The sequence below is a fragment of the Rhodoferax sp. SPJ4 genome (assembly GCF_058216275.1).
Map to the genome: position 1 here is coordinate 1 of NZ_JBYZMN010000003.1, position 26426 is coordinate 26426.

Genomic DNA, 26426 nt, shown 5'->3' on the forward strand with positions numbered 1-26426 from the left:
GCAGGAACGCAAAAAACAATGACAGCTTCACGGCAACGCACGCTCTGCTCATGCACGCGGCACCCGAAATCTTGGTGCCCATGGCGGGAATCGGACCCGCGACCTCTCCCTTACCAAGGGAGTGCTCTACCACTGAGCCACATGGGCAATCTCTTAAAACACACAACCGACCGTGGAGCGGGAGACGGGAATCGAACCCGTATCATTAGCTTGGAAGGCTAAGGTTCTACCACTAAACTACTCCCGCATTGTCCGAGCGCTTTGGCACTCAAACCTTGCGTGGAAACCGTTTCCTGACGCTCACACATCGAATTGTTTTGCTGGTGGAGGAGGCTGGATTCGAACCAGCGTAGGCGTAAGCCAACAGATTTACAGTCTGCCCCCTTTAGCCACTCGGGCACCCCTCCTCAGCGAACTCCGGATTATGCCACGAAGTTATGGGCCTGGCCAAGCCGACCGCAAACTTTCACCAATTTATCGGCAAGCCCCCTTGCGCCACCAGATGCCGGTTGGCCGCGCTGAAATGGCCACAGCCCACAAAGGGGCGCGGCGGCCGGCGCGCCGCCAGCGGTGACGGGTGGTTGGCCGACAGCACCACATGCCCGCCGTCGGCCGGCAACAGCGGGCCCTTGGCCTGGGCATGCGCGCCCCACAGCATGAACACCGCGGCCGGGTGGCGCCGCGCCACGGCGGCGATCAAGGCATCGGTCAAGCCCTCCCAGCCGCGGCCGGCATGGCTGGCTGGCAGGCCCTCTTCCACCGTCAAACAGGTGTTGAGCAGCAGCACGCCCTGCCCGGCCCAGCGCACCAGCGAGCCGTTGGCCGGCGCAGCAGCCCCGGTGTCGCGGCCCACCTCCTGCAGGATGTTGCGCAGCGAGGGCGGCGGCTTGACACCGGGCGCCACCGAAAAGGCCAGGCCCTCGGCCTGACCGGCGCCGTGGTAAGGGTCTTGGCCCAGGATCACCACCCGCACCGCGTCCAACGGCGTCAGCGCCAGGGCCCGCAAGGGCTGGGGCGGGAAGACCGTGGCACCGGCCGCCAGCCGCGCCGAAACGAACGCGGCCAGCCGCTGGCCATCGGCACCGGCAAGAAAAGGGCTGACCCAGGGCCCCCAGCTGGGGTGCACCGCCCACAGCGCAGGCGCCCAGGCGTCCAGGCGGGCCACCGGGTCGGTGGCGAACAGCGTGTCCATCAAGGCGTCGCTGGGCGGAGCCCGCCCGCTCAAGCGGCGGCCAGGCCGAACAATTGGCCCAACGCCACACCCGGATCGGGGGCCCGCATGAAGGCCTCGCCCACCAGGAAGGCATTGACGCCGGCGTCCCGCATCACTTGCACATCGGCAGGCGTCAGGATGCCGCTTTCGGTGACCAACAGCCGCTCGGCCGGCACCCGGGCCCGCAGCGCCAGCGTGGTGTCCAGCGTGACCTCGAAGCTGCGCAGGTTGCGGTTGTTGATGCCCAGCAACGGCGTTTTCAGGCGCAGCGCGCGGTCCAGCTCGGCGCCGTCGTGCACCTCGACCAGCACCGCCATGCCCAGCGCGTGGGCGATGGCCTCGAAGTCGGCCATCTGGGCGTCGTCCAGGCAAGCGGCGATCAGCAAGATGCAGTCGGCGCCGATGGCGCGCGATTCGTAGACTTGGTAGGCGTCGACGATGAAGTCCTTGCGCAGCACCGGCAGGTCGCACGAGGCCCGGGCCTGCTTCAGCGCGTCGATGCTGCCCTGGAAGAACTGTTTGTCGGTCAACACCGACAAACAGGCCGCGCCAAATTCGGCGTAGCTCTGGGCGATGTCGGCTGGGATGAAGTCCTCGCACAACACCCCCTTGGACGGGCTGGCCTTTTTGACCTCGGCAATCACCGCCGGCAGACCGGCAGCGATCTTGCGGCGCATCGACCCGACGAAGTCGCGGGTCAGCACCCGCGACTCGGCGTCGGTGCGCATCGCGGCCAGGGGCATGCGCCGCTGGGCGGCCGCAATCTCTTCGTGCTTGACGGCCACGATCTTGTTCAGGATGTCGGACATGGGCTTTCCAGGGGGTGTGGGAAGGCAGCGCTCAGGGCGCGGCCAGTTGGCAGCTCAGCGCCACCAGTTGCTGCAGCTTGGCCTTGGCCGCCCCGGAGGCAATGGCCTCGCGGGCGCGGGCAATGCCATCGGGAATGGTGCTGACCACGTTGGCGGCGTACAACGCCACGCCGGCGTTCAGCGCCACGATGTCGTGCGCCGCGCCGGGCTGGCCGTCGAGCACGCCCAGCAGCATGGTGCGCGACTGCTCGGGCGTGTCCACCCGCAGCTGCCGGCTCGACGCCATGGGCAGGCCAAAGTCTTCCGGGTGCAATTCGTATTCGGTGACCTGGCCGTCTTTGAGCTCGCCCACCACGGTGGCGCCGCCCAGGCTGACCTCGTCCATGCCGTCTTTGCCAAACACCACCAGCGCGTGCTCGGCGCCCAGGCGCTGCAAGGCCCGCACCTGAATGCCCACCAGGTCGGCATGGAACACGCCCATCAGGATGTTGGGGGCGCCGGCCGGGTTGGTCAGCGGCCCGAGGATGTTGAACAGCGTGCGCACACCCATTTCCTTGCGCACCGGGGCCACGTTTTTCATGGCCGGGTGGTGGTTGGGGGCGAACATGAAACCCACACCCACCTCGGCAATGCAGCGGGCAATGGCCTCGGGCGACAGGTTGATGCCCACGCCCAGGCTCTCCAGCACGTCGGCACTGCCGGACTTGCTGCTGACGCTGCGGCCCCCATGTTTGCTGACCCGGGCGCCGGCGGCGGCGGCCACAAACATGCTGCAGGTGGAGATGTTGAAGGTGTGGGAGCCATCGCCTCCCGTGCCCACGATGTCCACCAGGTGGGTGCGGTCGGCCACCTCCACCTTGGTGGAGAACTCGCGCATCACCTGCGCAGCGGCGGTGATTTCGCCAATGGTTTCCTTCTTCACGCGCAGGCCGGTGATCAAGGCCGCCGTCATCACCGGCGACATCTCGCCGCGCATGATCAGCCGCATGATGTGCAGCATCTCGTCGTGGAAGATCTCGCGGTGCTCAATGGTGCGCTGCAGGGCCTCCTGCGGCGTGATCTGGTGAGCGGTCGTCGTCATGCCAGTTCCAGAAAGTTCTTGAGCATGGCGTGGCCATGCTCGGTGAGGATGGACTCGGGGTGGAACTGCACGCCCTCCACCCGAACCTCGGACGCGAAGCCGGTGTGGCGCACGCCCATGATCTCGCCGTCGTCGGTCCAGGCGGTGACCTTCAGCGCCTCGGGCTTGCTGGCCCGCTCGATGGCCAGCGAGTGGTAGCGGTTGACGGTGAACTGCGTCGGCAGCTTGGCAAACACGCCCTCGCCGGTGGTGGTGATGACGCTGGTCTTGCCATGCATCAGCTGCTGGGCCCGCACGATGGTGCCGCCAAAGGCCGCACCGATGCTCTGGTGGCCCAGGCACACGCCCAGAATGGGCAGCCGGCCGGCAAAGTGCCGGATGGCCGCCACCGAAATGCCGGCCTCGGCCGGCGAGCAGGGCCCAGGCGAGACCACCAGCCGGTCGGGCCGGCGCTCGGCAATGCCTTCCAGCGTGATCTCGTCGTTGCGGAACACCTCGACCTCGGCCCCCAGCTCGCCAAAGTACTGGACCAGGTTGTAGGTGAAGCTGTCGTAGTTGTCGACCATCAAAAGTTTCATTGCAGCCCCTCCTCGACCAGCTCGCTGGCCCGCAGCAAGGCCCTGGCCTTGTGCTCGGTTTCGCGCCATTCCATCTCGGGGATGGAGTCGGCCACCACGCCAGCGGCGGCCTGCACGTACAGCGTCTGGTTCTTGATGATGCCGGTGCGGATGGCAATCGCCACGTCCATGTCGCCGGCATAACTCAGGTAGCCGCAGGCACCGCCGTAAATGCCTCGCTTGCTGGGCTCCAGCCGGTCAATGATTTCCATCGCATGCACCTTGGGCGCGCCGGTCAGCGTGCCGGCCGGGAAAGTGGCCTTGAGCACGTCCATGCTGGTCATGCCGTCCAGCAACAGGCCTTCGACGTTGCTGACAATGTGCATCACATGGCTGTAGCGCTCCACCACAAAGGCCTCGGTCACCTTGACGCTGCCGGTCTTGGCGATGCGGCCGATGTCGTTGCGCGCCAGGTCGATCAGCATCACATGCTCGGCCCGCTCCTTGGGGTCGGCGATCAGCTCGGCCTCGGCGGCCTTGTCCAGTTCCGGCGTGGCGCCGCGTGGCCGGGTGCCGGCCAGCGGGCGGATGGTGACCTTGGGCCCCTCCGGCGTTTTCTCCTGCCGCACCAGGATTTCGGGCGAGGCCCCCACCACATGGAAATCGCCAAAGTGGTAGTAGTACATGTAGGGGCTGGGGTTCAGCGAACGCAGCGCGCGGTACAGGCTCAGCGGCGACTCGGTGTAGCGCTTGGTGATGCGCTGGCCCACCTGGACCTGCATGAAGTCGCCGGCGGCAATCAGCTCCTTGGCCTGGTCCACCGCGGCCAGGTAGGCCTCTTTGGCGAACTCGCGCTCGGTGGGCTGGCTGGCCGACGGCACCACCTGGGGCGCGTGGACCGGCTCTTGCAGCCGCGCCTTCAGCGCGGCCAGCCGCGCCGCCGCCTGGTCATAGGCACCGGGCTGGCCAGGGTCGGCGTACACGATCAGGTGCAGCTTGCCCGACAGGTTGTCGATGACGGCCAGCTCTTCGCATTGCAGCAGCAGGATGTCGGGGCAGCCCAGCGTGTCGGGCGGGCAGGAATGGACCAGCTTTTTCTCGATGTGGCGTACCGTGTCGTAGCCAAAGTAGCCGGCCAGGCCGCCGCAGAACCGCGGCAGGCCGGGCAGCAGCGCCACCTTGAAGCGTTGCTGGTAGGCGGCCACAAAGTCCAGCGGGTTCTGGCTGGAGGTCTCCACCACCCGGCCGTCGGTGACGACCTCGGTGACGGCCTGGTCGCCAAAACCGCGGGCCCGCAGCAGCGTGCGGGCCGGCAGACCGATGAAGCTGTAGCGGCCAAAACGCTCGCCGCCGACCACAGATTCCAAAAGGAAACTGTGGGCGCCCTGTCCGTCGGCATGGGCCAGCTTCAAATACAGCGACAGCGGGGTTTCGAGGTCGGCAAAGGCCTCGGCGGTCAGCGGGATACGGTTGTGGCCGTCCTGCGCCAGGCGATTGAATTCAGATTCGGTGATCACGGGATGAGCCTCCAGCTCGGACAACCCCACGGCGGTGGGTGTTGTGTTCATTCAAACCAAGGCCTCGGTGAGAGGCGCGGGGGCACCGGCCGGCCGAGCCGTCAGGTGCGGGCAGACACGGGTTGACGCCAGGGCCAGGCTCCCCGGTCATGGCAACCTGCAGTGGTGGTGCGGTGAATGAACATGGGCAAAGTGTAGCAAACGGTGTTGTCGGCGCCGCTTTGTCACGCTTTGTGCCAATTGGACTGGGCCGTTGACTCTAAGCACGTAGTAACCCTGATGCCGGGGCCGTCAAACCCCCGAACAATCCAATGACATTTTCCGAACGACCGTTCTTTTTCAAGGAGTGATGGACATGAAATTGCTGAAACAACTGGCCCTGATGGCGGCCGGCCTGCTGCTCGCCGCCAGCAGCATGGCGGCGGTCGAGATCGATGGTGTCAAGCTGGAAGACACGGTCGACGTGGGTGGCGCCAAGCTGCAGCTCAACGGCGCCGGCATCCGCACCAAGGTGATCTTCAAGGTCTATGTGGCCGGCATGTACGTGCCGCAGAAAACCACCGCCGCCCAGGACGTCATTGGTGGCGCCGGCCCGAAGCGCATCGCGCTGACCTTTTTGCGTAACCTCGAAGGCAGCGACATGTCCAAGGCCTTTGTCGAAGGCATCGAGGCCAACACCGCCGCCGGTGACATGGCCAAGCTGCAGCCCAACATCGCCCGCGTCAACGCCTTGTTCGGTGCCCACAAGGAGCTGAAAAAGGGTGAAAGCGTGCTGATCGACCTGGTGCCAGGCACCGGCGTGGTCTTCACCATCAATGGCAAGGCCGAACCCGATCCGATCAAGGACACCGAGTTCTACGCCACGCTGATGCGCATCTGGTTCGGCGAGAAGCCGGTCGACGGCAAGCTCAAGACAGCGATGCTGGGCGGCAAGTAAAGCCACCGCGCGGGTCGACCGACAGGTCGGCCAGCGAATCCACAAAGCCATCGGCCGCCACCTGGCGGACCGGCTGGCCGTGGTTGTAGCCATAGGTCACCAGCACCACTGGGCAACCGGCCGCGTGCGCCGCCTGGGCGTCGTTGCTGGAATCGCCCACCATCAGGGTCTGCGCCGGCAAGCTACCCAGGGCCTCGCAGGTTTTCAGCAGCGGCATCGGGTCGGGCTTTTTGCGCTCGAAGGCATCGCCGCCAAACACTTCTCTGAAATACCCGGCCAGGCCCTTGGCGGCCAGCAGTTCACGGGCAAAGGCGGTGGGCTTGTTGGTCACACAGGCCAGCGCCAACCCGGCGGCCTGCAGGCCGTCCAGCCCGGCCACCACCCCGGCATAGACCTCGGCGTGTTGCCCGTTCACCGCGCGGTAATGGGCCTGGTAGCGCTCCCAGGCCGGCGCCAGCAGCGGCGCCAGGCCCTCGGCTGTGCCCCGCACATGGGTCAGCACCGATTGGATCAAATGCTCCGAGCCTTTGCCGACAAAGCGCTCCACCGTGTCGCGATGCAAGCTGGCCGGCAGGCCCAGGTCGGCCAGCATGCCGTGCACCGCCACGACAAAATCACCCAGCGTGTCGACCAGGGTGCCGTCGAGGTCGATGATGGCGGCTTGGATGGTGGTGGCCGGCCCCATCAGCGGGCCGCCAGCGCGGCGCGCATGGCGTCGATCACGCCCTTGTAGTCGGGCTTGCCGAAGATGGCGCTGCCGGCCACAAAGGTGTCGGCACCGGCCGAGGCCACCTGGGCGATGTTGTCGACCTTGATGCCACCGTCCACCTCCAGCCGGATGTCCTTGCCGCTGGCCTCGATGCGGCGGCGCACCGCCTCGACCTTGCGCAGCGCCGAATCGATGAAGCTCTGGCCGCCAAAGCCGGGGTTGACGCTCATGATGAGCACCAGGTCGATGTCGTCGATCACCCAGTCCAGCACGTCCAGCGGCGTGGCCGGGTTGAACACCAGGCCGGGCTTGCAGCCGGCGGCGCGGATGGCCTGCACGCTGCGGTGCACATGGGGCGAGGCGTCGGGGTGGAAGCTGATGTAGTCGGCGCCGGCGGCGGCAAAGGCCGCGGCCAGCGCGTCCACCGGCTGCACCATCAGGTGGACGTCGATGGGCACGGCCCGGCCGTCGGGGGTCTTGGCATGGGGCTTGAGCGCCTGGCAGACCATGGGGCCAAAGGTCAGGTTGGGCACGTAATGGTTGTCCATCACGTCGAAGTGGATCCAGTCGGCACCGGCCGCGATGACGTTGCGCACCTCCTCGCCCAGGCGGGCAAAGTCGGCCGACAGGATGGAGGGCGCAATGCGCAGCGGGGTGGGGGCGTGGGTCATGGTGTCATCTGGTGGGCAATGTCGACGGGTTAGGATGATGCCATGGCCTCTTACGAATTCAGCGTGTCGGTTCAACCCGAGTTCCTGCCCGACCAGTCGGCCCCGAAAGACGGTGTGTACAGCTTTGCCTACACCGTCACCGTCACCAACACCGGCGAAGTGCCGGCGCAGCTGATCGCCCGCCATTGGGTGATCTGCGACGCCAAGGGCCACACCGAGGAGGTCAAAGGCCTGGGCGTGGTGGGCCAGCAGCCGCTGCTCAAGCCCGGCGAGTCTTTCCAGTACACCAGCGGCAGCCGGCTGCGCACACCCACCGGCACCATGCACGGCAGCTATTTCTGCGTGGCCGAGGACGGCGAACGCTTCGAGGCGCCGATCACGCTGTTTGTGCTGGAAGCCAACGGGGCGGGCAGCGCCCGGGTGCTCCACTGAGCGCCGCCATGCGCGAGCTGCCTGCACTGCTGGCCGCGATCGACCCCGACGCCGGGCTGGCCAAACGCCACCTGTGGCTGATTCACACCCTGGCCTGGGTGCGCGGCGATGCCACCTCGCCCGAGGCCGCGCAGGCCCGGTTGCAGCAACTGATCGCCGCCTTCGAGGCCGACGCCGAGGCCCGAGGCCGGCTGCAGGCCTGGTGGCAAACCCTCACCGACACGGTGGACATCACCGTGCTGCTGGCCGACTTTGGCTTTGCCCCGCGCACCGCCTTTGTCAGCGAATTCGCCGAGCGGCTGCGCCACAAGCTGCTGCCGGGCACACCGGAAACGGTGGACGCGTCGGTGCTGTTCATGCTGGCCCTGCCCAGCCGGTTTGACGCCCAATGGCTGAATGCGCTGGACGAGGCCACGCTGGACCGGCTGGGCGCGCTGGCGCGCCCCGATGGCCAGGCCCCGTCGAACGCGCTGCAGGCCCGGCTGCTGGAGGCCATGGCCTATTGCACCAGCCAGGTCAGCGCGGCCGGCTTCGCGCCCGAGCTGCGGCTGCGCATGAACCCCGAGGCCTTGCAGGCCCAGCCCTTCCATGCGCTGGCGCTGGACGTGGCGCGGCTGCAGGTGGAGCTGTCGCGCCGCCCGCCCGACGACGCGGCGGTGCAGGCCACCGCGGCCGGCCTGCGCGAGCGGCTGGAGGCCTGCCGCCAGGCGATCGCCAGCGTCTACGCCCACCTGGACGACCATGGCATCTCGGTCGGCCTGGTATTCCGGCTGCGCCAGGTGCGCGAGCGCATCCTGCGTATCCGTGAGCTGCTCGATGGCCTGCTGTCGGCATCGCCACCGCTGGCGGCCACCAAGCTGCTGGCCAAGCTGGTGCATTTGGGCCAGGACCGGTCCAGCCTGCGCGCGCTGGTGGCGGCCAACTCCACGCTGCTGGCGGCCAAGATGGCCGAGCGCAGCGCCGAAACCGGCGAGCACTACATCACCCGCGACCGCGAGGCCTACCGCGGCATGCTGCGCAAGGCCGCCGGCGGCGGCGCGCTGACCGGCGTCACCACGCTGCTGAAGTTTTTGATGGGCGGGCTGGGCCTGTCGGTGTTCTGGGGCGGCTTCTGGGCCGGTGCGATGTACGCGGCCAGCTTTCTGGTGATCCAGCTGATGCATTTCACGCTGGCCACCAAGCAGCCGGCGATGACCGCCCCGGCCATGGCCGCCAAGCTGAAAGACATCGCCTCCGACGCGGCGCTGCGCGACTTTGTCGACGAGGTCAGCCACCTGGTGCGCTCGCAGGTGGCGGCGGTGCTGGGCAATGTGCTGGTGGTGGCGCCGGTGGTGGTGGCCATGAGCCTGGCCATGCAATGGGGTCTGGGCCAGCCCATGCTGAGCGCGGAGAAGGCCGCCCATGTGCTGGAGTCGCTGCACCTGTTGGGACCCACCGCGCTGTTCGCCGCCTTCACCGGGGTGCTGCTGTTCCTGGCCAGCCTGGCTGGCGGCTGGGTGGAGAACTGGTTTGTGTTCTACCGGCTGGACTCGGCGCTGCGCTACAACCCGCGCATCACCGCGTTGCTGGGCGCCGGCCGCGCCGGGCGCTGGTCGCGCTTCATGCGGCGCAACGTGTCGGGCTTCGCCTCCAACATCGCGCTGGGCTTCATGCTGGGCCTGGTGCCGGCCTTTGCCGCCTTCTTCGGCCTGGGCCTGGAGGCTCGCCATGTGACGCTGTCCACCGGCCAGCTGGCCGCCGCGGTGGCGGGTCTGGGCTGGCAGGCTTTCACGCTGCCGGCGCTGTGGTGGTGTGTGGCGGCCATCCCGGTGATTGGCGCGCTCAACCTGGGGGTGAGCTTTTACCTGGCCTTCCGGCTGGCGCTGCGGGCCCACAACGTCAGTGGGCTGGACCGCAGCCGCATCCGCGCGGCCATCCGCCAGCGCCTGTTCAGCCACCCGCGCAGCTTCCTCGTGCCCACCTGAGCGGGCCGGGCCGGCGCTTTACATGGCGTCGTTAGACTGGTTTCTTGCCATGCCGCAGGGCACTGGCAAGCAGGCGCCTCGCCGACGACCCCCTGCAGGAGATGCTCGCAGAATGACCGCTGTTCCGGCCCCCGAAGCCTTCACCCCCTGGCTGCATGCCTCGCCCGGCCTGGCCACCTTGCAGTGGTCGGTGCTGCTGGCCGTGGCCGCCGTGGCCGGCCACCTGGTGCAGCGCCGGCTGGGTCTGCCCAAAATCCTGGGCTACTCGGTGGTGGGCACGCTGGCCGGGCTGATCGGCTTCGGTGGCGCGCCCTGGCCGCTGCAAGGCCCCGGCCTCTACCTGCTGGAGCTGGGGGTGGCACTGGTGCTGTTCGAGGCCGGCGGCCGCGTCCCGCTGCGCTGGTTCCGCCACAACCCCATGGTGCTGGTGCAAAGCGGGGTGGAGTCGGTCGCCACCTACGTGCTGGTGGCCTGGACGCTGGGCCGGCTGGGCGCCGACGAGGTGGCCCACCCGCTGGCCCTGGTGGCCATGGCGGCCTCGCCCACGGTGCTGGCCCAGGTGGTGCGCGACACCCGCGCCTCCGGCCCGGTGACCGAGCGGGCCCTGGTGCTGGCCACGCTGAGCACCTTGTACACGCTGACCCTGTGCAGCGCCGAGGCCAAGCTGATGGTCAGCGGCAGCGAAGGCTGGGCGGCCGCGCTGGCGCCGGTGCTGGCGGTGCTGGCGCTGTCGCTGGCCATGGGCGCGCTGCTGGCGCTCACCGTGCGGCTGGCGCTGAAGGCCATGCACCCCGGCAGCGAAAACACCGCCATGCTGTTGCTGGCGCTGATTGCCTCCTTCGCCACGCTGGCCGCCCATGTCGGCGGCTCGGCCCCGCTGGCGGCGCTGATCGGTGGGGTGCTGCTGAAACAGGCCCACCCCCAGCCCTGGGCCTGGCCGCAGCAGATGGGCATTGCCTCGTCGCTGCTGGTGATGCTGTCGTTTGTGCTGGTGTCGTCGGTGTCGGCCCAGGCCCCCTGGGGCGCTTCGGTGGCCGGCCTGGTGCTGGCCCTGGTGGCGGCCCGGGCGCTGGCCAAGTTGGCCGGGGTGGCGCTGGCCAACCCGGGCAGTGGCGCGCGCTTTCGCCAGGCGCTGGCGGTGGGCTGCGCCATGCTGCCGATGTCGTCGGTGGCCTTGCTGATGCTGTCGCAGTTCGCCCAGGCCTCGGCCACGCTGGGCGCCCCCATCGCCATGGTCGGCCTGCCGGCCATTCTGCTGATGGAGTTGCTGGGCGCGGTGGGCGCCACCGTGGCGCTGCGCCGCGCCGGCGAGGGCCTGCGCGGCAGCCCCAGCCTGCCGGGAGGGCCCGGCCATGGCTGACCACACCCCCCTGGGCGCCTTTGCGGCCTCGGCCCCGCTGACGCTGGGGGTGGAGCTGGAGCTGCAGCTGGTCAACACCCACGACTACGACCTGGCCCCCTATGCCGACGACATGCTGCGGCTGATGAAGGCCAAGCCGCTGCCCGGCAGCGTGGTGCCGGAGATGACCTCCAGCATGATCGAGATCTCCACCGGCGTCTGCCACTCGGCCGACGCGGTGCGCGACCAGCTGACCCAGGTGCGCGACGCACTGGTGAAAAGCGCCGACAAGCTCAACATCGCGGTGGTGGGCGGTGGCACCCACCCCTTCCAGCAATGGCACGAGCGCCGCATCTACGACAAGCCGCGCTTTCAGAAGCTGTCGGAGCTGTACGGCTATCTGTCCAAACAGTTCACCATCTTCGGCCAGCATGTGCACGTGGGCTGCCCCGACGCCGACACCGCGCTGCTTCTGCTGCACCGGCTGTCGCGCTACATCCCGCACTTCATTGCGCTGTCGGCCTCGTCGCCCTATGTGCAGGGCCAGGACACGGCCTTTGACTCGGCCCGGCTGAACTCGGTGTTTGCCTTCCCGCTGTCGGGGCGGGCGCCGTTCGCGCTGAGCTGGGACGCCTTTGGCGACTATTTCGACAAGATGACCCGCACCGGCGTGGTCAAGGGCATGAAGGACTTCTACTGGGACATCCGGCCCAAGCCGGAGTTCGGCACGGTGGAAATTCGCGTCTTCGACACCCCGTTGACGGTGGAGCGCGCCGCCGCGCTGGCCGGCTTTGTGCAGGCCCTGGCGGCCTGGCTGATGCACGACGCGCCCTTCATGCCGGCCGAGGACGACTACCTGGTCTACACCTACAACCGCTTCCAGGCCTGCCGCTTCGGCCTCGACGCGGTCTATGTGGACCCGGCCACCGGCGAACACCTGGCGCTGCGCGAACACCTGCTGCTGACCATGCACCGGCTCACCGACCACGCCAACACCCTGGGCGCCGGCGCGGCGCTGCAGGCGCTGCGTGCGGTGGTCAACCAGGGCCACAACGACGCCCGCTGGCTGCGCGAGCGCCAGGCCCAGGAGCAGCTGCTGGGCGAGGTGGTGCGCCAGGCGGCCCAGCGCTTTCGCGGCGAACCCGGCTGAGCCAGCGCCGCCGGGCCCGGTGGCGTATGCTCCTGAGCCGCCATGAACGAATTTGACCTGATCGCCCGCTACTTCACCCGCTCAGCGCCCACCAGCGCGGCGCTGTCGCCGGTGGCGCTGGGCATTGGTGACGACTGTGCGCTGCTGCAGCCCACGCCGGGCATGTTACTGGCCACCTCCACCGACATGCTGGTCGAGGGCCGGCATTTCCTGTCCACCGTCGACCCGCTGAAGCTGGGCCACAAGGCGCTGGCAGTCAACCTGAGCGACCTCGCCGCCATCGGCGCCCGCCCGCTGGGCTGTTTGCTGGCGCTGGCCATGCCGCAGGTGGACGAGCCCTGGCTGGCCCAGTTCTCGCGCGGCCTGTTCGCGCTGGCCGACTTGCATGCCTGCCCGCTGGTGGGTGGCGACACCACCCGCGGGCCCTTGACCATCAGCGTCACCGTGTTCGGCGAGGTGGTGCCGGGCCAGGCGCTGCTGCGCAGCCGGGCCCAGCCCGGCGACGACCTGTACGTGAGCGGTACCGTGGGCGACGCCCGGCTGGCGCTGGAGGTGTTCCGCGGTACACAGTCGCTGAGCGGCCAGGCCTTCGAGCGGGCCCGCGAGCGCATGGAGCGCCCCACCCCGCGCGTGGCGCTGGGCCTGGCGCTGCGCGGGGTGGCCCACGCGGCCATCGACATCAGCGACGGCCTGATCGGTGACCTGCGCCACATCCTCAGCGCGTCGCGCTGCGGCGCCACCCTCGCCACCGGCTTTGTGTTCGACACCGACGCCACCAGCCCCACGCTCAAACAGCTGCCCACCGCCGCCGCGCTCGACTGCGCACTGGCCGGCGGCGACGACTACGAGCTGCTGTTCACCGCCCCGCCGTCGGCCCGCGACGCGGTGCACGAGGCCGCACTGGCCAGCCAGACCCAGATCACCCGCATCGGCCAGATCGACGCCGAGCCCGGCCTGCGCCTGCTCGACCGCCAAGGCCAGCCGCTGACCCAGCGCTTCGGATCCTTCGACCATTTCGCCTGACCCCATGGCCACCGACACCGCACCGCTGCCCCCCACCGCCCTGACCCCACCGCCCAAGGCCGACAGCCGCTTCATGCGCAGCCACCCGGCCCATGTGCTGGCGCTGGGCTTTGGCTCCGGCCTCAGCCCGTTCGCTCCCGGCACCGCCGGCACGCTGTGGGCCTGGCTGGCCTTTCTCGTGCTGCAGACCTGGCTCACGCCGCTGCAAATGGGCCTGCTGATCGCTGCCAGTGCGGTCGTCGGCTGGTGGGCCTGCACCGTCACCGCCCGCCACCTGGCCACGCTGGACCCCAGCGCCATCGTCTGGGACGAGGTGGTCGCTTTCTGGCTGGTGCTGTGGCTGGTCATGCCCACCGGTGTGGTGGGCCAGCTGGTGGCCTTTGGCCTGTTCCGCTTCTTTGACGCCGCCAAGCCCGGCCCGGTGGGCTGGGCCGACCAGCATTTCAAGGGCTTCGGTGCGCGCGGCGGCTTCGGCATTTTGTTCGACGACCTGGTGGCGGCCTTTTGCACGCTGCTGGTGATGGCGCTGTGGCGCGCCTGGTGAGGCGATGGCCCTGCCTGTGTCCCAGCTGGCGGCCGATTTGGCTTCAAAGCTGCTCGCGCGGCAGCTGCGGCTGGTCACTGCCGAGAGCTGCACCGGCGGCCTGATCGCCGCCCATTGCACCGACCTGGCCGGCTCGAGTGCCTGGTTCGAGCGCGGCTTTGTGACCTACTCCAACGAGGCCAAGACCGAGGCCCTGGGCGTGGACGGCGCGCTGCTGGCCCGCCATGGTGCGGTCAGCGAGCCGGTGGCCCGGGCCATGGCCGAGGGCGCGCTGCGCCACGCCCGGGCCCAGGTGGCGGTGGCGGTGACCGGCATCGCCGGCCCCAGCGGCGGCAGCGCCGCCAAACCGGTGGGCACGGTGTGGTTTGGGTTTGCGCTGCCCGGTCAGCAGGTCACCGAATGCCGGCACTTTGACGGCGACCGCGCCGCGGTGCGCGCCGCCACCGTGCAGCACGCCTTGCAGCGGCTCAACGCACTGCTGGCCTGAGCATGGCCACACCGCCGCAGGCCAGCGCCGGGCTGATCGACTCACGCCAGGCCTGGTGGCGGCTGGGGGTGACGCTGGCGCTGATGACGGTGGGTGCCAGCGGCATGTACGTGGTGCCGGTAGTGCTGCCGGCGGTGCAGGCCGACTTCGGCATCAGCCGCGCCGCCGCCGCCCTGCCCTACACGCTGCTGATGGTGGGGTTTGGCGCCGGCGGCATCCTGATGGGCAAGCTGGCCGACCGCTTTGGCGTGGCCGTGCCACTGCGCGTCGGCGCGGTCTGCCTGGGGCTGGGTTACGGCGGCGCGGCGCTGACCAACGACATCACCACGCTGGCGCTGGTGCATGGGCTGCTGATCGGCCTGTGCGGCGCGGCGGCCACCTTCTCGCCATTGCTGGCCGACACCTCGCTGTGGTTTGCCCGGCGCCGCGGCATCGCGGTGGCCATCTGCGCCAGCGGCAACTACCTGGGTGGCGCGGTCTGGCCGCCCATCGTCCAGCATTTTGTGGCCACCGTGGGCTGGCGCACCACCTACGGTGGCCTGGGCCTGTTCAGCGCCGCGGTGATGCTGGTGCTGGCCCAGCGCATGCGCCAGCGTCCGCCGGCGCAGCAGGCCCCCAGCCCCCAGACTGCCGGAGCCCAAACCGGCGAGCGCCCCTTTGGCCTGCCCCCCGGACTGGCGCTGGCGATGCTGAGCGTGGCAGGCGTGGGCTGTTGCGTGGCCATGGCCATGCCCCAGGTCCACATCGTGGCCTACTGCACCGACCTCGGTTACGGCGCGGCCCGCGGCGCCGAGATGCTGGCGTTGATGCTGGCCTGCGGCATCGTCAGCCGGCTGGCCTCGGGCGCCATCTGTGACCGCATCGGTGGCCTGCGCACACTGCTGCTGGGCTCGGCGCTGCAGGCCGTCGCGCTGCTGCTTTTTCTGCCCTTCGACGGGCTGGTGCCCTTGTACCTGGTGTCGGCGCTGTTCGGCCTGTTCCAGGGGGGCATCGTGCCTAGCTACGCCATCATCGTGCGCGAGCATTTCCCGGCGGTGGGTGCGGCCGTCCGGGTGGGCACTGTGATCATGGCCACCATGCTGGGCATGGCGCTGGGCGGCTGGATGTCGGGCAAGGTGTTCGACCTCACTGGCCACTACCAGGCCGCCTTTCTGAACGGCATCGCCTGGAACGCGCTGAACTTCGCCACCGTGTTCTGGCTGTGGCGGCGCACCCAGCGCAGCGCAACGACCCCTCGCACCGTGCCCTGCTGACAGGCGGCTGGGCCCCGGTGTAGCATGGGGCGCACCCGTTCCAGGAGCCCCCATGCACCCCAACGAGCAGACCCTGCGCCGCTTCTACACCGCCTTTGCCGCGCTCGACGCCGACACCATGGCAAGCTGCTACGCGGCCGACGTGCAGTTTGACGACGAGGTGTTTTCGCTGCGCGGCCGCACCGAGGTGGCCGGCATGTGGCGCATGCTGTGCGAGGCCACGAAAGCCAAGGGCCGCGACGCCTGGGCGCTGGAGTTCAGCGGGGTGAGTGCCGACGCCCACCAGGGCCAGGCCCACTGGGAGGCCGACTACCGCTTCAGCGCCACCGGCCGGCTGGTGCACAACGTGATCGACGGCCAGTTCGAGTTCAACGCCCAGGGCGACATCATTCGCCACCGTGACCGTTTCAGCTTCTGGGCCTGGTCGCGCCAGGCGCTGGGCCTGCCCGGCCTGCTGCTGGGCTGGAGCGGTTTTCTGCGCGCCAAGGTGCAGGCCCAGGCCCGCGCCAACCTGAGCAAATTCCTGGGCAAGGCGGCATGAGCGCTCCGTGGTTCGTGGGCTTCAAAGCCAGCCACATCGACGTGGACGGTGCCCGCATTTTTGTGCGCCACGGCGGCAACCCGCAAAAGCCGGCCTTGCTGCTGTTGCATGGCTTCCCGCAAACCCATGTGCTGTGGCACCGGGTGGCGCAGCAGCTGGCGAACGATTTCTTTCTGGTGATGCCCGACCTGCGCGGCTATGGCGACTCAAGCAAGCCGCCCGCCCTGCCCGACCACCGCCAGCAGAGCAAACGCGCCATGGCGGCCGACATGGTGGCGGTGATGGCCGCGCTGGGCCAGGAGCGATTTTTCCTGTGTGGCCATGACCGCGGCGGCCGGGTCGCGCACAGGCTGGCGGTGGACCATCCCACGCGGGTGGCCAGGCTCTGCGTGATCGACATCGCGCCCACGCTGGACATGTACAACGCCACCGACCTGGCTTTTGCCAGTGCCTATTACCACTGGTTCCACCTGATCCAGCCGGCGCCGCTGCCCGAGACCATGATTGCCGGCAACCCGGTGGCCTATTTGCACACCAAGCTGGGCGGCTGGGGTGGTGCCGGCGTGGGCTACATCGAGCCGCAGGCATTGGCCGAGTACCAGCGCTGCTTCTGCACGCCAGAGGGCATCCACAGCGCCTGCGAGGACTACCGCGCCAGCGCCGGCATCGACCTTGAACACGACCGTGCCAGCCGCGCCAACGGCGACAAGATCGCCTGCGACACGCTGGTGCTGTGGGGCGAGCGCGGTGTGGTGAACCGGCTGTTCCAGCCGCTGACGCTGTGGCGGGCCCAGTGTGCGGGCCGGGTCAGTGGCCACACGCTGCCGGCGGGGCATTTCATTCCGGAGGAGTTGCCGCAGGACACAGCCAGTGCCTTGCGGGCGTTTTTTTCGCCGTCTTGAGTCAGCCTGAAGCCGTGGGTAAGGCGGACGGCGGGGGCATGCGTTCTCCGGCCTGCTCGCGGTATACCCCACCGGTTTGCCAGCCCAGTGAAAGTGGATGCGAGCCAGCGCTTGCCCACCACAAGGGCGCTGCGAATGGGGCCTGCACCCGCATGCCCCCACCATCCACCTTGGGTGGCCGCACTGGTGCACAAAGATTGAATTCACCGTGGTTCACCACCGGCGGTGATGTGGCCGGTGGCCTGGGTGTCCGGGCGCAGGCCCGATGCGCGTGGGACGCAGCGCTGGCGCATCAAGGTGCGCCTTGACGCCCACAACGCTTGCAACCCGACGCGCTTCCCCGCGCGCAGGCCGGAGCACGGACACCCAGACCGCCGGCCACCCCCAACACCATCAGCATCAGCATCAGCATCAGCAAGAGCGAATCACGCCCCGTGGCACTTCTTGAATTTCTTGCCGCTGCCGCAGGGGCAGGGATCGTTGCGGCCAGGGCCGGCTTCTTTGCGCACCTGCTCGACCCGCGGGCCCAGGCTGCGCCACAGCTCGCGCAGGTCGTACACCGCCCACAGCGCCGTGCCGTAGGCGTCGAGCCGGGCCTGGCTGACGCTGGCCGGGCCGTCTTCGCTGAACATCGAGATGCTGGGCGGCTCGGTGTCGTCTTCGGTCATCGCCACCACCGCTTCCAGCGCGGCGTCGAGGATCTCGGCAGCCTCCTTGTCGCGCGGCGCGGCCCAGTCCTCGGGCCAGTTTTCCACCGCGAACATGAAGCCCAGCGCCCAGACCTGGGCAAAGCTGGGCAGCGGGCCGTCTTCGGCCGCCACCCGCTCTTCTTCGGGCAGCGAGGCCATACCGCCGCGCACGTCCAGCACATCGGGGGCATAGGCGCGCGGGTCGTCGAGCTGCTGCACGTCGGCGTCCAGCGCCGCCACCACCTCGGCCTGGCGGCGCGTCCACAGCGCCATGAAGCGCTCGGCCTGCTCGGCGGTTTCGAAGGGGCTGTGCGGGCCGGGCTGGTCGTCGGACGGCAGCAGCACGGGCAGGTACTCGTCAGCGGCGATCGGGCGGCGGCAGCAGACCAGCGCGGCCAGAAAACCCTCGCAGAACTCCCACTGCGGGGTGTCGTCGTGGCGGGCCCGCAGGCCGTCGAGGAGGGCGTCGAGTTCGTCGAACTCGGCGGGTTGGAGGGCGGTGTCTTGGCTCATGGCGACGAGTGTAAGTGGCCGCCCCACCGGCCAGGCCTCGCTTCCTTCGATCAACGGGCGCGAACCGCGCCACAATGCCGATCACCTCGAACCCCCTGGAGTTCCCATGCTCTCCCGCCTCGAAGCCTATTACCCGGTGCGCTACACCGCCTTCGGCCTGTGTGTGTTTGCGCTGTTGCTGGCGCTGTTCAGCGTGCTGGTGTTCGGTGTCGGCTGGGGGGTGCTGCTGCTGTGCGCCGGCCTGGTGGGCCTGGGCATTTACGACCTGCGGCAAACCAAACGCTCGGTGCTGCGCAACTACCCGGTGGTGGGCCATGTGCGCTTTCTGCTGGAATCCATCCGGCCGGAGTTGCGGCAGTACTTTCTGGAAAGCGACACCGAGGCCGCCCCCTTTTCACGCTCGCAACGCTCGCTGGTCTACCAGCGCTCCAAGGGCGACCCCGACAAGCGGCCCTTTGGCACCCAGCTGGACGTGGGCGCCGATGGCTACGAATGGATCAACCACTCGCTGGTGCCAACCCAGCTGGCCTCCAACGACTTTCGGGTCTGGATCGGTGCACAGGACGACGGCACGCCGCTGCCCGGTTGTTCCCAGCCCTACCGGGCCAGCGTGTTCAACATCTCGGCGATGAGCTTTGGCGCGCTGTCGGCACCGGCCATCCTGGCCTTGAACGCTGGCGCCCAGCGCGGGGGGTTTGCCCACGACACCGGCGAGGGTTCGATCTCGGTCCACCACCGGGTGCATGGCGGTGACCTGGTGTGGGAGATCGGCTCGGGCTACTTTGGCTGCCGTAACGAGCAAGGCCGCTTTGACGAGGCCCGCTTCGCCGAGCAGGCCTGCCAGCCCCAGGTGAAACTGATCGAACTCAAGCTCAGCCAGGGCGCCAAACCCGGCCATGGCGGCGTGCTGCCCGGCCCCAAGGTCACCGCCGAAATCGCCGCCGCGCGCGGTGTGCCGGAAGGCGTGGACTGCGTCTCGCCAGCGGCGCACAGCGCCTTTGCCACACCCACCGAAATGCTGCAGTTCATTGCCCGGCTGCGTGAACTCTCGGGCGGCAAGCCCACCGGCTTCAAGCTCTGCATCGGCCACCCCTGGGAGTGGTTTGCCATCGTCAAGGCCATGCTGGCCACCGGCATCACGCCCGATTTCATTGTGGTCGACGGCGCCGAGGGCGGCACCGGCGCGGCGCCGCTGGAGTTCACCGACCATGTGGGCGCGCCGCTGCAGGAAGGCCTGCTGCTGGTGCACAACACCCTGCGCGGCGTGGGCCTGCGCGGCCGCATCCGCCTGGGCTGCGCCGGCAAGGTGGTCAGCGCCTTCGACGTGGCCCGCATGATGGCGCTGGGCGCCGACTGGTGCAACGCCGCGCGCGGTTTCATGTTTGCGCTGGGCTGCATCCAGGCCCAGAGCTGCCACACCGGCCGCTGCCCCACCGGCGTGACCACCCAGGACCCGCTGCGGCAGCAGGCGCTGGTGGTGCCGGACAAGGCCGAACGCGTGTTCAATTTCCACCGCCACACGCTGGAGGCCTTGAAGGAGCTGGTGCAGGCCGCCGGCCTGAGCCACCCGGGCGCCATCACGCCCCACCACATCCTGCGCCGCGCCGCCCACAACCAGGTGATGCCGCTGGCCAGCCTGGTGATGCAGGTCGCACCAGGCGCGCTGCTGGACAGCCCGCTGGACGGGCAGCACGAGGTGTTCCGGCGCTACTGGCCGCTGGCCCGGGCCGACAGCTTCACGCTGGAGATGGCGTAGCCAGTTCGCTGGCCACGCCCAGGGCCAGCAGCCGCTTTTTCATGGACGTCACCGCGCGGTCTTTGCTGAGCAGCGTGGCCTGGTGGGCCACAGCGAGGTCGATGAACTTCTGGTCGTCGGCGTCCTTGCAGGTCACCGAAGCCTTGGGTGCGGCCGGCAGCACGCGGGCATGGCGGTCAAAGGCCGCCAGCACCGCGTCGGCATGGCGCTGGTGGAAGGCCAGGCGGGGCGCGATCTGCGGGTAGGCCAGCACCCGGGCCAGCTCGCTGCGCATCTCGGCGGTGGCCAGCCAGTCGATGTCGCCCGCCTCAACGGCAGTTTTCAGGGGTACCGAGGCGGGGTCGTCAAACACCCACAGGTCGAGCAGGATGTTGGTGTCCAGCACGACCGGCTGGCCCTGGCCTGGTGTCGGCACGGGCGATGTCATTCGCCGGCCGCCGCAGCCGGCTTCTGACGTGCCGAGCCGGCCACCATGTCGAACTTGAACAGCCGGCATTCGATGGGGCCGTTCCACATCGGCACCCGGCGCGACTCTTTCAGCCGCATGCGGCCGGGCAGCTTGAGGTCGGGTGTCAACACCCAGGCGGTCCAGCCGGCGTAGTTTTTCTTCCAGTGGGTGGCCAGCTGGGGAAAGAAGTCGTCGCCCTCATCGCGCTGGCCATCGACCTGGGCGGTCTCGCGGCCGGCACCGTGGCCGCGGCCGCTGCCGGCCACACCGGCCACCGCGATGCGTTCGCCATAAGGCGGGTTGAGCAGCATCACGCCGCCCTCGGCCGGCGGCATGCGCTGCAAGGCGTCGCCGCCGCGCAACTGCACCGCGTGGGCCACACCGGCCCGCTCGGCGTTGCGCTGGGCGAAGTCCACCATGCGGAAGGCCACGTCGCTGCCAAACACCGGCGCGGTGGGCGCGCACACGGCGGCCTCGGCCTGGTCGCGCAGCGCGTCCCACACATGGGCCTGGAAGGGCAGGTATTTTTCGAAGGCGAAGCGGCGCAGCAGGCCAGGCGCCTGGTGGCAGGCGATGGTGGCGGCCTCGATGGCGATGGTGCCGCTGCCGCAGCAGGGGTCGTACAGCGGCACCGTGGCGTCCCAGCCGCTGGCGGCCAGCATGGCGGCGGCCAGGGTTTCCTTCAGCGGCGCCTCGCCCTTGTCTTCGCGCCAGCCGCGTTTGAACAGCGGCTCGCCCGAGGTGTCGATGTAGAGGGCGCAGCGGTCGGTGGTCAGGTGGGTGTAGATGCGCACATCGGGCCACTGGGTGTTGACGTCGGGCCGCACGCCACCGCTCTTGGCCCGGAAGCGGTCACAGACCGCGTCCTTGACCTTCAGCGCGGCAAAGTTCAGCGAGGTCAGCGGGCTGTGCTGGGCGGTGATCTCCACCTTGATGCTTTGCCGCGGCGTGAACCAGATTTCCCAGGCCACCTCGCTGGCGATGGCATAGAGGTCGTTTTCGCTGCGGTAAAAGCCGTCCGCCAGCTGCACCAGCACCCGCTGGGCCAACCGGCTGTGCAGGTTGAGCAGCATGGCGTCGCGCCAGGAGGCCACCACCCGCACGCCGCCGCGCAGCTTGTCGGTGTGGCCGCTGCACAGCCGCCGCACCTCGGCCTCCAGCAGGTCTTCCACGCCAGCGGCGCAGGGCAAAAAAAGGTGAAGTTGGTTCATTGGTCAAAAGCCTGGATGTTTCGCCGCCGGGCCGCCCCTGGGCGAAACACGGCCCCCTCGGCGGGCAGCGAACCACACGCAGTGGGGAGCGTGGGGGTCATGTTCACAGTGCTTTGCGCAGGTTGGCGGGCGCGATGCGCAAGGCCTCGCGGTACTTGGCCACGGTGCGGCGCGCGCACTCAATGCCCTGCTCTTTCAGCATCTCGGAAATCTGGTTGTCGCTGAGCGGCTTCTTGAGGTTTTCGGCGCTGACAAACTGCTTGATCAGCGCCCGCACCGCGGTGCTCGACGCGTTGCCGCCGGTTTCGGTGCCCAGTGCCGAGCCGAAGAAATACTTCAGCTCGAAGGTGCCAAAAGGCGTGGCCATGTACTTGGCGGTGGTGACCCGCGAGATGGTGGACTCGTGCAGGCCCAGCTCGTCGGCGATCTCGCGCAGCACCAGCGGCCGCATGGCCAGCTCGCCATGGACGAAGAAGTTCTTCTGCCGCTCGACGATGGCGCTGCTGACGCGCAGGATGGTGTCGAAGCGCTGCTGGATGTTCTTGATGAACCAGCGCGCTTCCTGCAGCCGCTGCTGAAGCGCCTGGGCATTGCCGCCGCGGCTGGCCTTGAGCGCACCGGCATAGATGTCGTGCACCCGCAGCCGGGGCATGACGTCGGGGTTGAGCTGGGCCCGGAAACGCGGGTTGGGGCCACGCCCCACCTGCACCACGATGACGTCGGGCACGACGATGTTGCGCTCCACGTCCACAAAGCGCCGGCCTGGCTTGGGCTCCAGGGTCTGGATCAGTGCAATGCCCTGGCGCACCAGCGCGTCGCTGAGCTGGCACAGCTGGGCCAGGCGCTTGAAATCGCGCCGCGCCAGCAGCTCCATGGGCTGGGCGCAAATGGCCTGGGCGGCCTTGACCACCTCGCTGGGGGGCAAGGCCTTGAGCTGCAGGCTCAGGCATTCGGCCAGGTGGCGAGCACCCACGCCCACCGGCTCCAGGCTTTGCAGCAGGCGCAAGGCCATGCCAAAACGCTGCACCAACTCCTCGACCTGCTCGGCATCGTCGCCGGCCAGGCCGCGGGCCAGCAGGTCCAGGCTGTCTTCGAGGTAGCCGTCGTCGTTGAGCGACTCGATCAGGAAACGCAGCGCGGCGCGGTCGATCTCGCTCAGGCGCAGCGACAAGGCCTGGCGGTGCAAAAAGGCGGTCAGCGACTCCTGCTGGCGGGCCAGTTCGGTGGCGTCCATCGCGCCGTCGTCGTCCTGCCGCTGGTGGGCTGGCGCGTCGCCGCCCCACTCGCTGTCGTTGGGCGCGATCTCGGTGCTGCCGTCGCCGTCCCAGTTGTCGGGCAGGGCTGGCTCACCGTCGCCCACCCCATCGGCCACCGCCTCGGTCTCAGTGCTGCTGGACGATGACGAAAACGGCTCGTCGTCGGCCCGGGCATCGGCCTGGGCCAGGCCAAACTCCTCGCGCGGCGCGGTCTCGTCGGCCACGTCGAGGAAGGGGTTTTCGTCGAGCATCTGCTCGACCTCCTGGCTGAGTTCCAGCGTGGACAGCTGCAGCAGTCGGATTGACTGCTGCAGTTGCGGCGTCAATGCGAGGTGCTGGGAGACACGGAGGGAAAGGCCTTGTTTCATGCAGGCGAACAAGGGACTGCGAATGCCCCGCAAGACTCAAACAGGGGCGCTGGTTTTTCCGCCGGGCCGCCCCAAGGAAAAACGCGGCCCCCTCGGGGGGCAGAGAGCGACACGCAGTGCGCGAACGTGGGGGCCATGTTCACATGCGGAAATGTTCGCCCAGGTAGACGCGGCGAACATCGGCGTTGTCAACGATCTCGGCGGGCGTGCCCTGGGCCAGCACATGACCGTCGCTGATGATGTAGGCGTGGTCGCAGATGCCCAGGGTTTCACGCACGTTGTGGTCGGTGATCAGCACGCCGATGCCGCGCGACTTCAGAAAACCGATGATGCGCTGGATCTCGATCACCGCGATCGGGTCGATGCCGGCAAAGGGCTCGTCGAGCAGGATGAACTGCGGCTGGGTGGCCAGGGCGCGGGCAATCTCGACCCGGCGCCGCTCACCGCCCGACAGCGCAGGGGCCGGCGAATCGCGCAGGTGCTCGACCCGCAGGTCTTGCAGCAGCGCATCCACCCGCTGCTCGATGACCGCGCGGCCCAGCGGCCGGCCGCCCTCGTCGCGCTGCAACTCCAGCACCGCGCGGATGTTGTCTTCGACATTGAGCTTGCGGAAGATCGACGCTTCCTGCGGCAGATAGCTCAGGCCCAGCCGCGAACGGCGGTGGATGGGCATGTGCTCGACCGACTGGCCGCCAATGGAGATCACGCCGGCGTCGGCCCGCACCAGGCCCACGATCATGTAGAACGAGGTGGTCTTGCCGGCGCCGTTGGGCCCCAGCAGGCCCACGACCTCGCCTTTTTGCACGGCCAGCGAGACGTCCTTGACCACCTTGCGGCTGCCGTAGGCTTTTTGCAGGCCGCGGGCTTCCAGCCGGCTGGGCGCCTCTGTGCCGCTGGCCGCGACCGGCAGCGCACTCATTTGCCGCTCCCGGGCAGGCGCTCGCTGGACCGCAGTTGGGCTGGCGGCTGGGCCGGCGTGGCCGACGCCGCCGCCTTGGGGGTGAGCACGGCGCGAATCCGGCCGCCCGGGTTGTCAGAGGCGGCATTGACCGCGCCACCGTTGACGGTGAAGACGTCGGAGGTGTTGTCGTAGGTGATCACGCTGCCGCTGGTTTCGTCGGTGACGGTGTCGCCCCGGAAACGGCGCAGCGTGGCCCGGCGTGTCAGCTTGACGTTGTCGGCTTTGCCGTCGTAGTCGATCTGCTCGGCCTCGCCCTCGATGAACTCGTCCAGGCCCTCGCGTTTCTGGCGGAAGTAGGCCAGTTTGCCCGGCGCCGCGGTGGCCACGCCGAACTGCGCGCCCTGGCCATCCTGCCGCACATCCACCCGGGCGGCCCGGATCAGCAGCGTGCCTTTGGAGATGACCACGTTGCCGGTGAACAGACTGGTCTGCCGCAGGTCGTCGTAACGCAGGGCATCGGCCTCGACGTTCATGGGTTTGTCTTTGTCGGCCTTTTCGGCCTGGGCCGGGCCAGCCGCTCCCAGCGTCAGCGACAACAAGACCCCAGCCAGGCGAAGGAACAAACGGGTGTTTTTCATAAGGGCATGATTCTTGCTGGCATTGTAGCCCGCCACCCGGGCAGGATTGGGGTTTCCCGTGACCATGCTGCATTGCAGCAACAACACCCCCCAAAGCCAAGGCCCGCGCGGTGGCGGGCCTTGGCATGGGGGGCGCAGCGCAGGCTTATTTGGCCTTGCGAACCTCGGCCACCAGGTAGTCGGCGACGGCCAGGGCCTGCGCCATGGTGCCGCCGGCCAGCGTGCCGTCGGTGTAATAACGGCCGGCAATGCCCAGCGAGGGCACGCCCTGGACCTTGAAGGCGTCCTGCAACTGGGCCGCCTTGCGGGCCTTGGAACTGGCGCTGAAGGAGCTGAACTGCTCGGTGAACTTGGCCTTGTCCAGGCCTTGCTTCTCGGCCCAGGCGATGATGGCGGCGTCGGTGTTCAATGGCTGCTTTTCCACATGCACGGCGTGGAAGACCTTGCGGTGCATGTCGTCGACCCGGCCCATGGCTTCCAGCGCGTAGTACAGGCGCTGCTGGGGCACGAAGTCGGCCCGGAAGGCCACCGGCACCCGGCGCACCACCACGTCCTTGGGCTGGCGCTTGATCCAGGGCTCCAGCGTGGGCTCAAAAGCGTTGCAATGCGGACAGCTGTACCAGAAGAACTCGATCACCTCGACCTTGCCGGCCGGCACGTCCACCGCCACCGGCTGGTCCAGCGTCAGGTACTGCTCGCCGTTCTGCGGCTTCGCACCCTGCGCCCTCGTGGCGCCCGACAAAGCCAACATGCCCACCGCCAACGCGGCCGAAAATTCCCGACGTTCCATGACTCGATCTCTCCTGTTGATGGGGGTCTGACTGCGCGGTGGCGCAAAAAGTTCAGCGCTGCACCCGCACCAGCGCGGTTTCCACGCCATTGGTGTCGAGTTTGTCCTTGCTGCGGTCGGCGTCCTCGCGGCGCTCGAACGGACCCACCCGGACCCGGTAGACGGTGCGACCGGACTGTTCGCGCTCGGTGACCTTGGCCTCCACCCCCATCAGCGACAAGCGCACCCGCTGGGCGTCGGCCTCTTCGGGCGTGCGGAAGGCGCCGGCCTGCACAAAGTAGGTGAAGGGGTCTACCGGCGCGCCGCTGGGCGCGGCGGGAACGGGGTTGGTGGCGGTGACCTTGGGCGTGGCCGCCGGGCCAGCAGCCGCGGCGCGGGCCCGGGCCAGGTCGCCCAGCGGGTCGGCCGAGGCCGGGGCTTTGGCGTCGGCGCGGGCGGGCGCACCGGGCGCCGGCCTGGCCGCCTCGCCGGTGACGGCCGGCGTGTTGCCCAGCGCCACCGGTGGGCGCACCGGGTTCTTGCCCTGCAGCGCGGCGTTGGGGTCCCAGTCCTTGTTTTTCTGGGCCTCGGCCGCCTCCTGGGTGGCCGAGCGGTTGGCCGGGGCCTTGTTCATGAAGGGCACCGGCACCTTGGTGACGAACACCGCCACCGCCAGGGCGGCGCCCAGGCCCACCAGCACCCCGATGATGAAGCCCACAATGGCCCCGCTGCGTCCTTGCTTCATGGT

The 26426-nt window shown here is 68.8% G+C and carries 27 protein-coding genes and 3 tRNA genes; 12 read left to right on the plus strand and 18 right to left on the minus strand.

From position 1 onward, the window contains the following. Positions 1-72 precede the first annotated feature (72 nt). From AC4BAR_RS11110 to trpE, 8 genes are all read right to left on the minus strand, one after another. Positions 73-147 (minus strand) — tRNA-Thr (locus tag AC4BAR_RS11110). A gap of 26 nt (positions 148-173) precedes the next feature. After that, positions 174-247, minus strand: a tRNA-Gly gene (locus AC4BAR_RS11115). Between the two features lie 74 nt (positions 248-321). Next, positions 322-407, minus strand: a tRNA-Tyr gene (locus AC4BAR_RS11120). Positions 408-466: 59 nt separating this feature from the next. Beyond that, positions 467-1192, minus strand: coding sequence for a uracil-DNA glycosylase (locus tag AC4BAR_RS11125; protein WP_490628315.1), 726 nt, complete (start codon positions 1190-1192; stop codon positions 467-469). A gap of 29 nt (positions 1193-1221) precedes the next feature. After that, complete coding sequence (trpC, locus tag AC4BAR_RS11130) at positions 1222-2022, minus strand: indole-3-glycerol phosphate synthase TrpC (RefSeq protein ID WP_490627933.1); 801 nt, start codon at positions 2020-2022, stop codon at positions 1222-1224. A gap of 31 nt (positions 2023-2053) precedes the next feature. Then, on the minus strand, positions 2054-3103 hold the full coding sequence (gene trpD, locus AC4BAR_RS11135; RefSeq protein WP_490627934.1) for an anthranilate phosphoribosyltransferase: 1050 nt from the start codon (positions 3101-3103) through the stop codon (positions 2054-2056). After that, positions 3100-3681, minus strand: a complete 582-nt coding sequence (locus tag AC4BAR_RS11140; protein WP_490627935.1) for an aminodeoxychorismate/anthranilate synthase component II — start codon at positions 3679-3681, stop codon at positions 3100-3102. Before AC4BAR_RS11140 ends, trpD begins: the two co-directional genes overlap by 4 nt. Beyond that, entirely contained in the window at positions 3678-5177 is a 1500-nt protein-coding gene (trpE, locus tag AC4BAR_RS11145) for an anthranilate synthase component I (protein ID WP_490627936.1), read from the minus strand. The genes AC4BAR_RS11140 and trpE overlap by 4 nt, the downstream gene beginning before the upstream one ends. A gap of 355 nt (positions 5178-5532) precedes the next feature. Between trpE and AC4BAR_RS11150 the strand changes: the two genes are divergently transcribed. Beyond that, positions 5533-6114 carry a chalcone isomerase family protein gene (locus AC4BAR_RS11150; protein WP_490627937.1) on the plus strand — a complete coding sequence of 194 codons (582 nt, stop codon included), beginning with the start codon at positions 5533-5535 and terminating at the stop codon, positions 6112-6114. On the opposite strand, the gene AC4BAR_RS11155 is transcribed toward AC4BAR_RS11150, so the two are convergent. After that, positions 6086-6799, minus strand: a complete 714-nt coding sequence (locus AC4BAR_RS11155; protein ID WP_490627938.1) for a phosphoglycolate phosphatase — start codon at positions 6797-6799, stop codon at positions 6086-6088. The two genes, AC4BAR_RS11150 and AC4BAR_RS11155, sit on opposite strands and share 29 nt — an antisense overlap. Next, complete coding sequence (gene rpe / locus AC4BAR_RS11160) at positions 6799-7494, minus strand: ribulose-phosphate 3-epimerase (protein ID WP_490627939.1); 696 nt, start codon at positions 7492-7494, stop codon at positions 6799-6801. Before rpe ends, AC4BAR_RS11155 begins: the two co-directional genes overlap by 1 nt. Positions 7495-7536: 42 nt before the next feature. Between rpe and apaG the strand changes: the two genes are divergently transcribed. From apaG to AC4BAR_RS11210, 10 genes are all read left to right on the plus strand, one after another. Further along, positions 7537-7926 carry a Co2+/Mg2+ efflux protein ApaG gene (apaG, locus tag AC4BAR_RS11165; protein WP_490627940.1) on the plus strand — a complete coding sequence of 130 codons (390 nt, stop codon included), beginning with the start codon at positions 7537-7539 and terminating at the stop codon, positions 7924-7926. 8 nt (positions 7927-7934) lie between these two features. After that, the gene (locus tag AC4BAR_RS11170) at positions 7935-9890 is read left to right on the plus strand and encodes a site-specific recombinase (protein WP_490627941.1); all 1956 of its coding nucleotides are present in this window, start codon (positions 7935-7937) and stop codon (positions 9888-9890) included. A 112-nt stretch (positions 9891-10002) separates the two neighbouring features. Next, on the plus strand, positions 10003-11250 hold the full coding sequence (locus tag AC4BAR_RS11175; protein ID WP_490627942.1) for a cation:proton antiporter domain-containing protein: 1248 nt from the start codon (positions 10003-10005) through the stop codon (positions 11248-11250). Next, positions 11243-12379 (plus strand): YbdK family carboxylate-amine ligase, encoded by a 1137-nt coding sequence (locus AC4BAR_RS11180; protein WP_490627943.1) that lies wholly within the window; start codon positions 11243-11245, stop codon positions 12377-12379. The genes AC4BAR_RS11175 and AC4BAR_RS11180 overlap by 8 nt, the downstream gene beginning before the upstream one ends. A 42-nt stretch (positions 12380-12421) precedes the next feature. Then, on the plus strand, positions 12422-13402 hold the full coding sequence (gene thiL / locus AC4BAR_RS11185) for a thiamine-phosphate kinase (RefSeq protein ID WP_490627944.1): 981 nt from the start codon (positions 12422-12424) through the stop codon (positions 13400-13402). Between the two features lie 4 nt (positions 13403-13406). Next, entirely contained in the window at positions 13407-13946 is a 540-nt protein-coding gene (locus tag AC4BAR_RS11190; protein WP_490627945.1) for a phosphatidylglycerophosphatase A family protein, read from the plus strand. Between the two features lie 4 nt (positions 13947-13950). Continuing rightward, positions 13951-14433, plus strand: coding sequence for a CinA family protein (locus AC4BAR_RS11195; RefSeq protein WP_490627946.1), 483 nt, complete (start codon positions 13951-13953; stop codon positions 14431-14433). A 2-nt stretch (positions 14434-14435) separates the two neighbouring features. Next, positions 14436-15686 (plus strand): MFS transporter, encoded by a 1251-nt coding sequence (locus tag AC4BAR_RS11200; RefSeq protein WP_490627947.1) that lies wholly within the window; start codon positions 14436-14438, stop codon positions 15684-15686. Between the two features lie 52 nt (positions 15687-15738). Continuing rightward, entirely contained in the window at positions 15739-16227 is a 489-nt protein-coding gene (locus tag AC4BAR_RS11205; RefSeq protein ID WP_490627948.1) for a nuclear transport factor 2 family protein, read from the plus strand. Next, on the plus strand, positions 16224-17129 hold the full coding sequence (locus AC4BAR_RS11210; RefSeq protein ID WP_490627949.1) for an alpha/beta fold hydrolase: 906 nt from the start codon (positions 16224-16226) through the stop codon (positions 17127-17129). Before AC4BAR_RS11205 ends, AC4BAR_RS11210 begins: the two co-directional genes overlap by 4 nt. A gap of 425 nt (positions 17130-17554) precedes the next feature. On the opposite strand, the gene AC4BAR_RS11215 is transcribed toward AC4BAR_RS11210, so the two are convergent. Further along, positions 17555-18331, minus strand: coding sequence for a UPF0149 family protein (locus AC4BAR_RS11215; protein ID WP_490627950.1), 777 nt, complete (start codon positions 18329-18331; stop codon positions 17555-17557). Between the two features lie 106 nt (positions 18332-18437). Here AC4BAR_RS11215 and AC4BAR_RS11220 point away from each other — a divergent pair, with 106 nt between their 5' ends. Next, the gene (locus tag AC4BAR_RS11220) at positions 18438-20087 is read left to right on the plus strand and encodes an FMN-binding glutamate synthase family protein (RefSeq protein WP_490627951.1); all 1650 of its coding nucleotides are present in this window, start codon (positions 18438-18440) and stop codon (positions 20085-20087) included. On the opposite strand, the gene AC4BAR_RS11225 is transcribed toward AC4BAR_RS11220, so the two are convergent. The 7 genes from AC4BAR_RS11225 to AC4BAR_RS11255 all read right to left on the minus strand — a co-directional run bounded on the left by AC4BAR_RS11225 (position 20068) and on the right by AC4BAR_RS11255 (position 26423). Then, on the minus strand, positions 20068-20514 hold the full coding sequence (locus AC4BAR_RS11225; RefSeq protein WP_490627952.1) for a putative toxin-antitoxin system toxin component, PIN family: 447 nt from the start codon (positions 20512-20514) through the stop codon (positions 20068-20070). The two genes, AC4BAR_RS11220 and AC4BAR_RS11225, sit on opposite strands and share 20 nt — an antisense overlap. Then, the gene (locus AC4BAR_RS11230; protein WP_490627953.1) at positions 20511-21746 is read right to left on the minus strand and encodes a THUMP domain-containing class I SAM-dependent RNA methyltransferase; all 1236 of its coding nucleotides are present in this window, start codon (positions 21744-21746) and stop codon (positions 20511-20513) included. The genes AC4BAR_RS11225 and AC4BAR_RS11230 overlap by 4 nt, the downstream gene beginning before the upstream one ends. A gap of 103 nt (positions 21747-21849) precedes the next feature. Further along, positions 21850-23370, minus strand: a complete 1521-nt coding sequence (locus tag AC4BAR_RS11235) for an RNA polymerase factor sigma-54 (protein ID WP_490627954.1) — start codon at positions 23368-23370, stop codon at positions 21850-21852. 139 nt (positions 23371-23509) lie between these two features. Continuing rightward, complete coding sequence (gene lptB, locus AC4BAR_RS11240; protein WP_490627955.1) at positions 23510-24289, minus strand: LPS export ABC transporter ATP-binding protein; 780 nt, start codon at positions 24287-24289, stop codon at positions 23510-23512. Continuing rightward, complete coding sequence (lptA, locus tag AC4BAR_RS11245; RefSeq protein ID WP_490627956.1) at positions 24286-24909, minus strand: lipopolysaccharide transport periplasmic protein LptA; 624 nt, start codon at positions 24907-24909, stop codon at positions 24286-24288. Before lptA ends, lptB begins: the two co-directional genes overlap by 4 nt. Before the next feature lie 145 nt (positions 24910-25054). Continuing rightward, the gene (locus tag AC4BAR_RS11250) at positions 25055-25699 is read right to left on the minus strand and encodes a thiol:disulfide interchange protein DsbA/DsbL (protein WP_490627957.1); all 645 of its coding nucleotides are present in this window, start codon (positions 25697-25699) and stop codon (positions 25055-25057) included. A gap of 52 nt (positions 25700-25751) precedes the next feature. Next, on the minus strand, positions 25752-26423 hold the full coding sequence (locus AC4BAR_RS11255; RefSeq protein ID WP_490627958.1) for an SPOR domain-containing protein: 672 nt from the start codon (positions 26421-26423) through the stop codon (positions 25752-25754). Between the last annotated feature and the right edge of the window lie 3 nt (positions 26424-26426).

Coding starts and splice junctions, on each gene's coding strand:
- AC4BAR_RS11125 (WP_490628315.1), bottom strand. CDS start 1,192: ATGGACACGCTGTTCGCCACCGACCCGGTGGCCCGCCTGGACGCCTGG.
- trpC (WP_490627933.1), bottom strand. CDS start 2,022: ATGTCCGACATCCTGAACAAGATCGTGGCCGTCAAGCACGAAGAGATT.
- trpD (WP_490627934.1), bottom strand. CDS start 3,103: ATGACGACGACCGCTCACCAGATCACGCCGCAGGAGGCCCTGCAGCGC.
- AC4BAR_RS11140 (WP_490627935.1), bottom strand. CDS start 3,681: ATGAAACTTTTGATGGTCGACAACTACGACAGCTTCACCTACAACCTG.
- AC4BAR_RS11150 (WP_490627937.1), top strand. CDS start 5,533: ATGAAATTGCTGAAACAACTGGCCCTGATGGCGGCCGGCCTGCTGCTC.
- AC4BAR_RS11155 (WP_490627938.1), bottom strand. CDS start 6,799: ATGGGGCCGGCCACCACCATCCAAGCCGCCATCATCGACCTCGACGGC.
- rpe (WP_490627939.1), bottom strand. CDS start 7,494: ATGACCCACGCCCCCACCCCGCTGCGCATTGCGCCCTCCATCCTGTCG.
- apaG (WP_490627940.1), top strand. CDS start 7,537: ATGGCCTCTTACGAATTCAGCGTGTCGGTTCAACCCGAGTTCCTGCCC.
- AC4BAR_RS11170 (WP_490627941.1), top strand. CDS start 7,935: ATGCGCGAGCTGCCTGCACTGCTGGCCGCGATCGACCCCGACGCCGGG.
- AC4BAR_RS11175 (WP_490627942.1), top strand. CDS start 10,003: ATGACCGCTGTTCCGGCCCCCGAAGCCTTCACCCCCTGGCTGCATGCC.
- AC4BAR_RS11180 (WP_490627943.1), top strand. CDS start 11,243: ATGGCTGACCACACCCCCCTGGGCGCCTTTGCGGCCTCGGCCCCGCTG.
- thiL (WP_490627944.1), top strand. CDS start 12,422: ATGAACGAATTTGACCTGATCGCCCGCTACTTCACCCGCTCAGCGCCC.
- AC4BAR_RS11190 (WP_490627945.1), top strand. CDS start 13,407: ATGGCCACCGACACCGCACCGCTGCCCCCCACCGCCCTGACCCCACCG.
- AC4BAR_RS11195 (WP_490627946.1), top strand. CDS start 13,951: ATGGCCCTGCCTGTGTCCCAGCTGGCGGCCGATTTGGCTTCAAAGCTG.
- AC4BAR_RS11200 (WP_490627947.1), top strand. CDS start 14,436: ATGGCCACACCGCCGCAGGCCAGCGCCGGGCTGATCGACTCACGCCAG.
- AC4BAR_RS11205 (WP_490627948.1), top strand. CDS start 15,739: ATGCACCCCAACGAGCAGACCCTGCGCCGCTTCTACACCGCCTTTGCC.
- AC4BAR_RS11210 (WP_490627949.1), top strand. CDS start 16,224: ATGAGCGCTCCGTGGTTCGTGGGCTTCAAAGCCAGCCACATCGACGTG.
- AC4BAR_RS11215 (WP_490627950.1), bottom strand. CDS start 18,331: ATGAGCCAAGACACCGCCCTCCAACCCGCCGAGTTCGACGAACTCGAC.
- AC4BAR_RS11220 (WP_490627951.1), top strand. CDS start 18,438: ATGCTCTCCCGCCTCGAAGCCTATTACCCGGTGCGCTACACCGCCTTC.
- AC4BAR_RS11225 (WP_490627952.1), bottom strand. CDS start 20,514: ATGACATCGCCCGTGCCGACACCAGGCCAGGGCCAGCCGGTCGTGCTG.
- AC4BAR_RS11230 (WP_490627953.1), bottom strand. CDS start 21,746: ATGAACCAACTTCACCTTTTTTTGCCCTGCGCCGCTGGCGTGGAAGAC.
- AC4BAR_RS11235 (WP_490627954.1), bottom strand. CDS start 23,370: ATGAAACAAGGCCTTTCCCTCCGTGTCTCCCAGCACCTCGCATTGACG.
- lptB (WP_490627955.1), bottom strand. CDS start 24,289: ATGAGTGCGCTGCCGGTCGCGGCCAGCGGCACAGAGGCGCCCAGCCGG.
- lptA (WP_490627956.1), bottom strand. CDS start 24,909: ATGAAAAACACCCGTTTGTTCCTTCGCCTGGCTGGGGTCTTGTTGTCG.
- AC4BAR_RS11250 (WP_490627957.1), bottom strand. CDS start 25,699: ATGGAACGTCGGGAATTTTCGGCCGCGTTGGCGGTGGGCATGTTGGCT.
- AC4BAR_RS11255 (WP_490627958.1), bottom strand. CDS start 26,423: ATGAAGCAAGGACGCAGCGGGGCCATTGTGGGCTTCATCATCGGGGTG.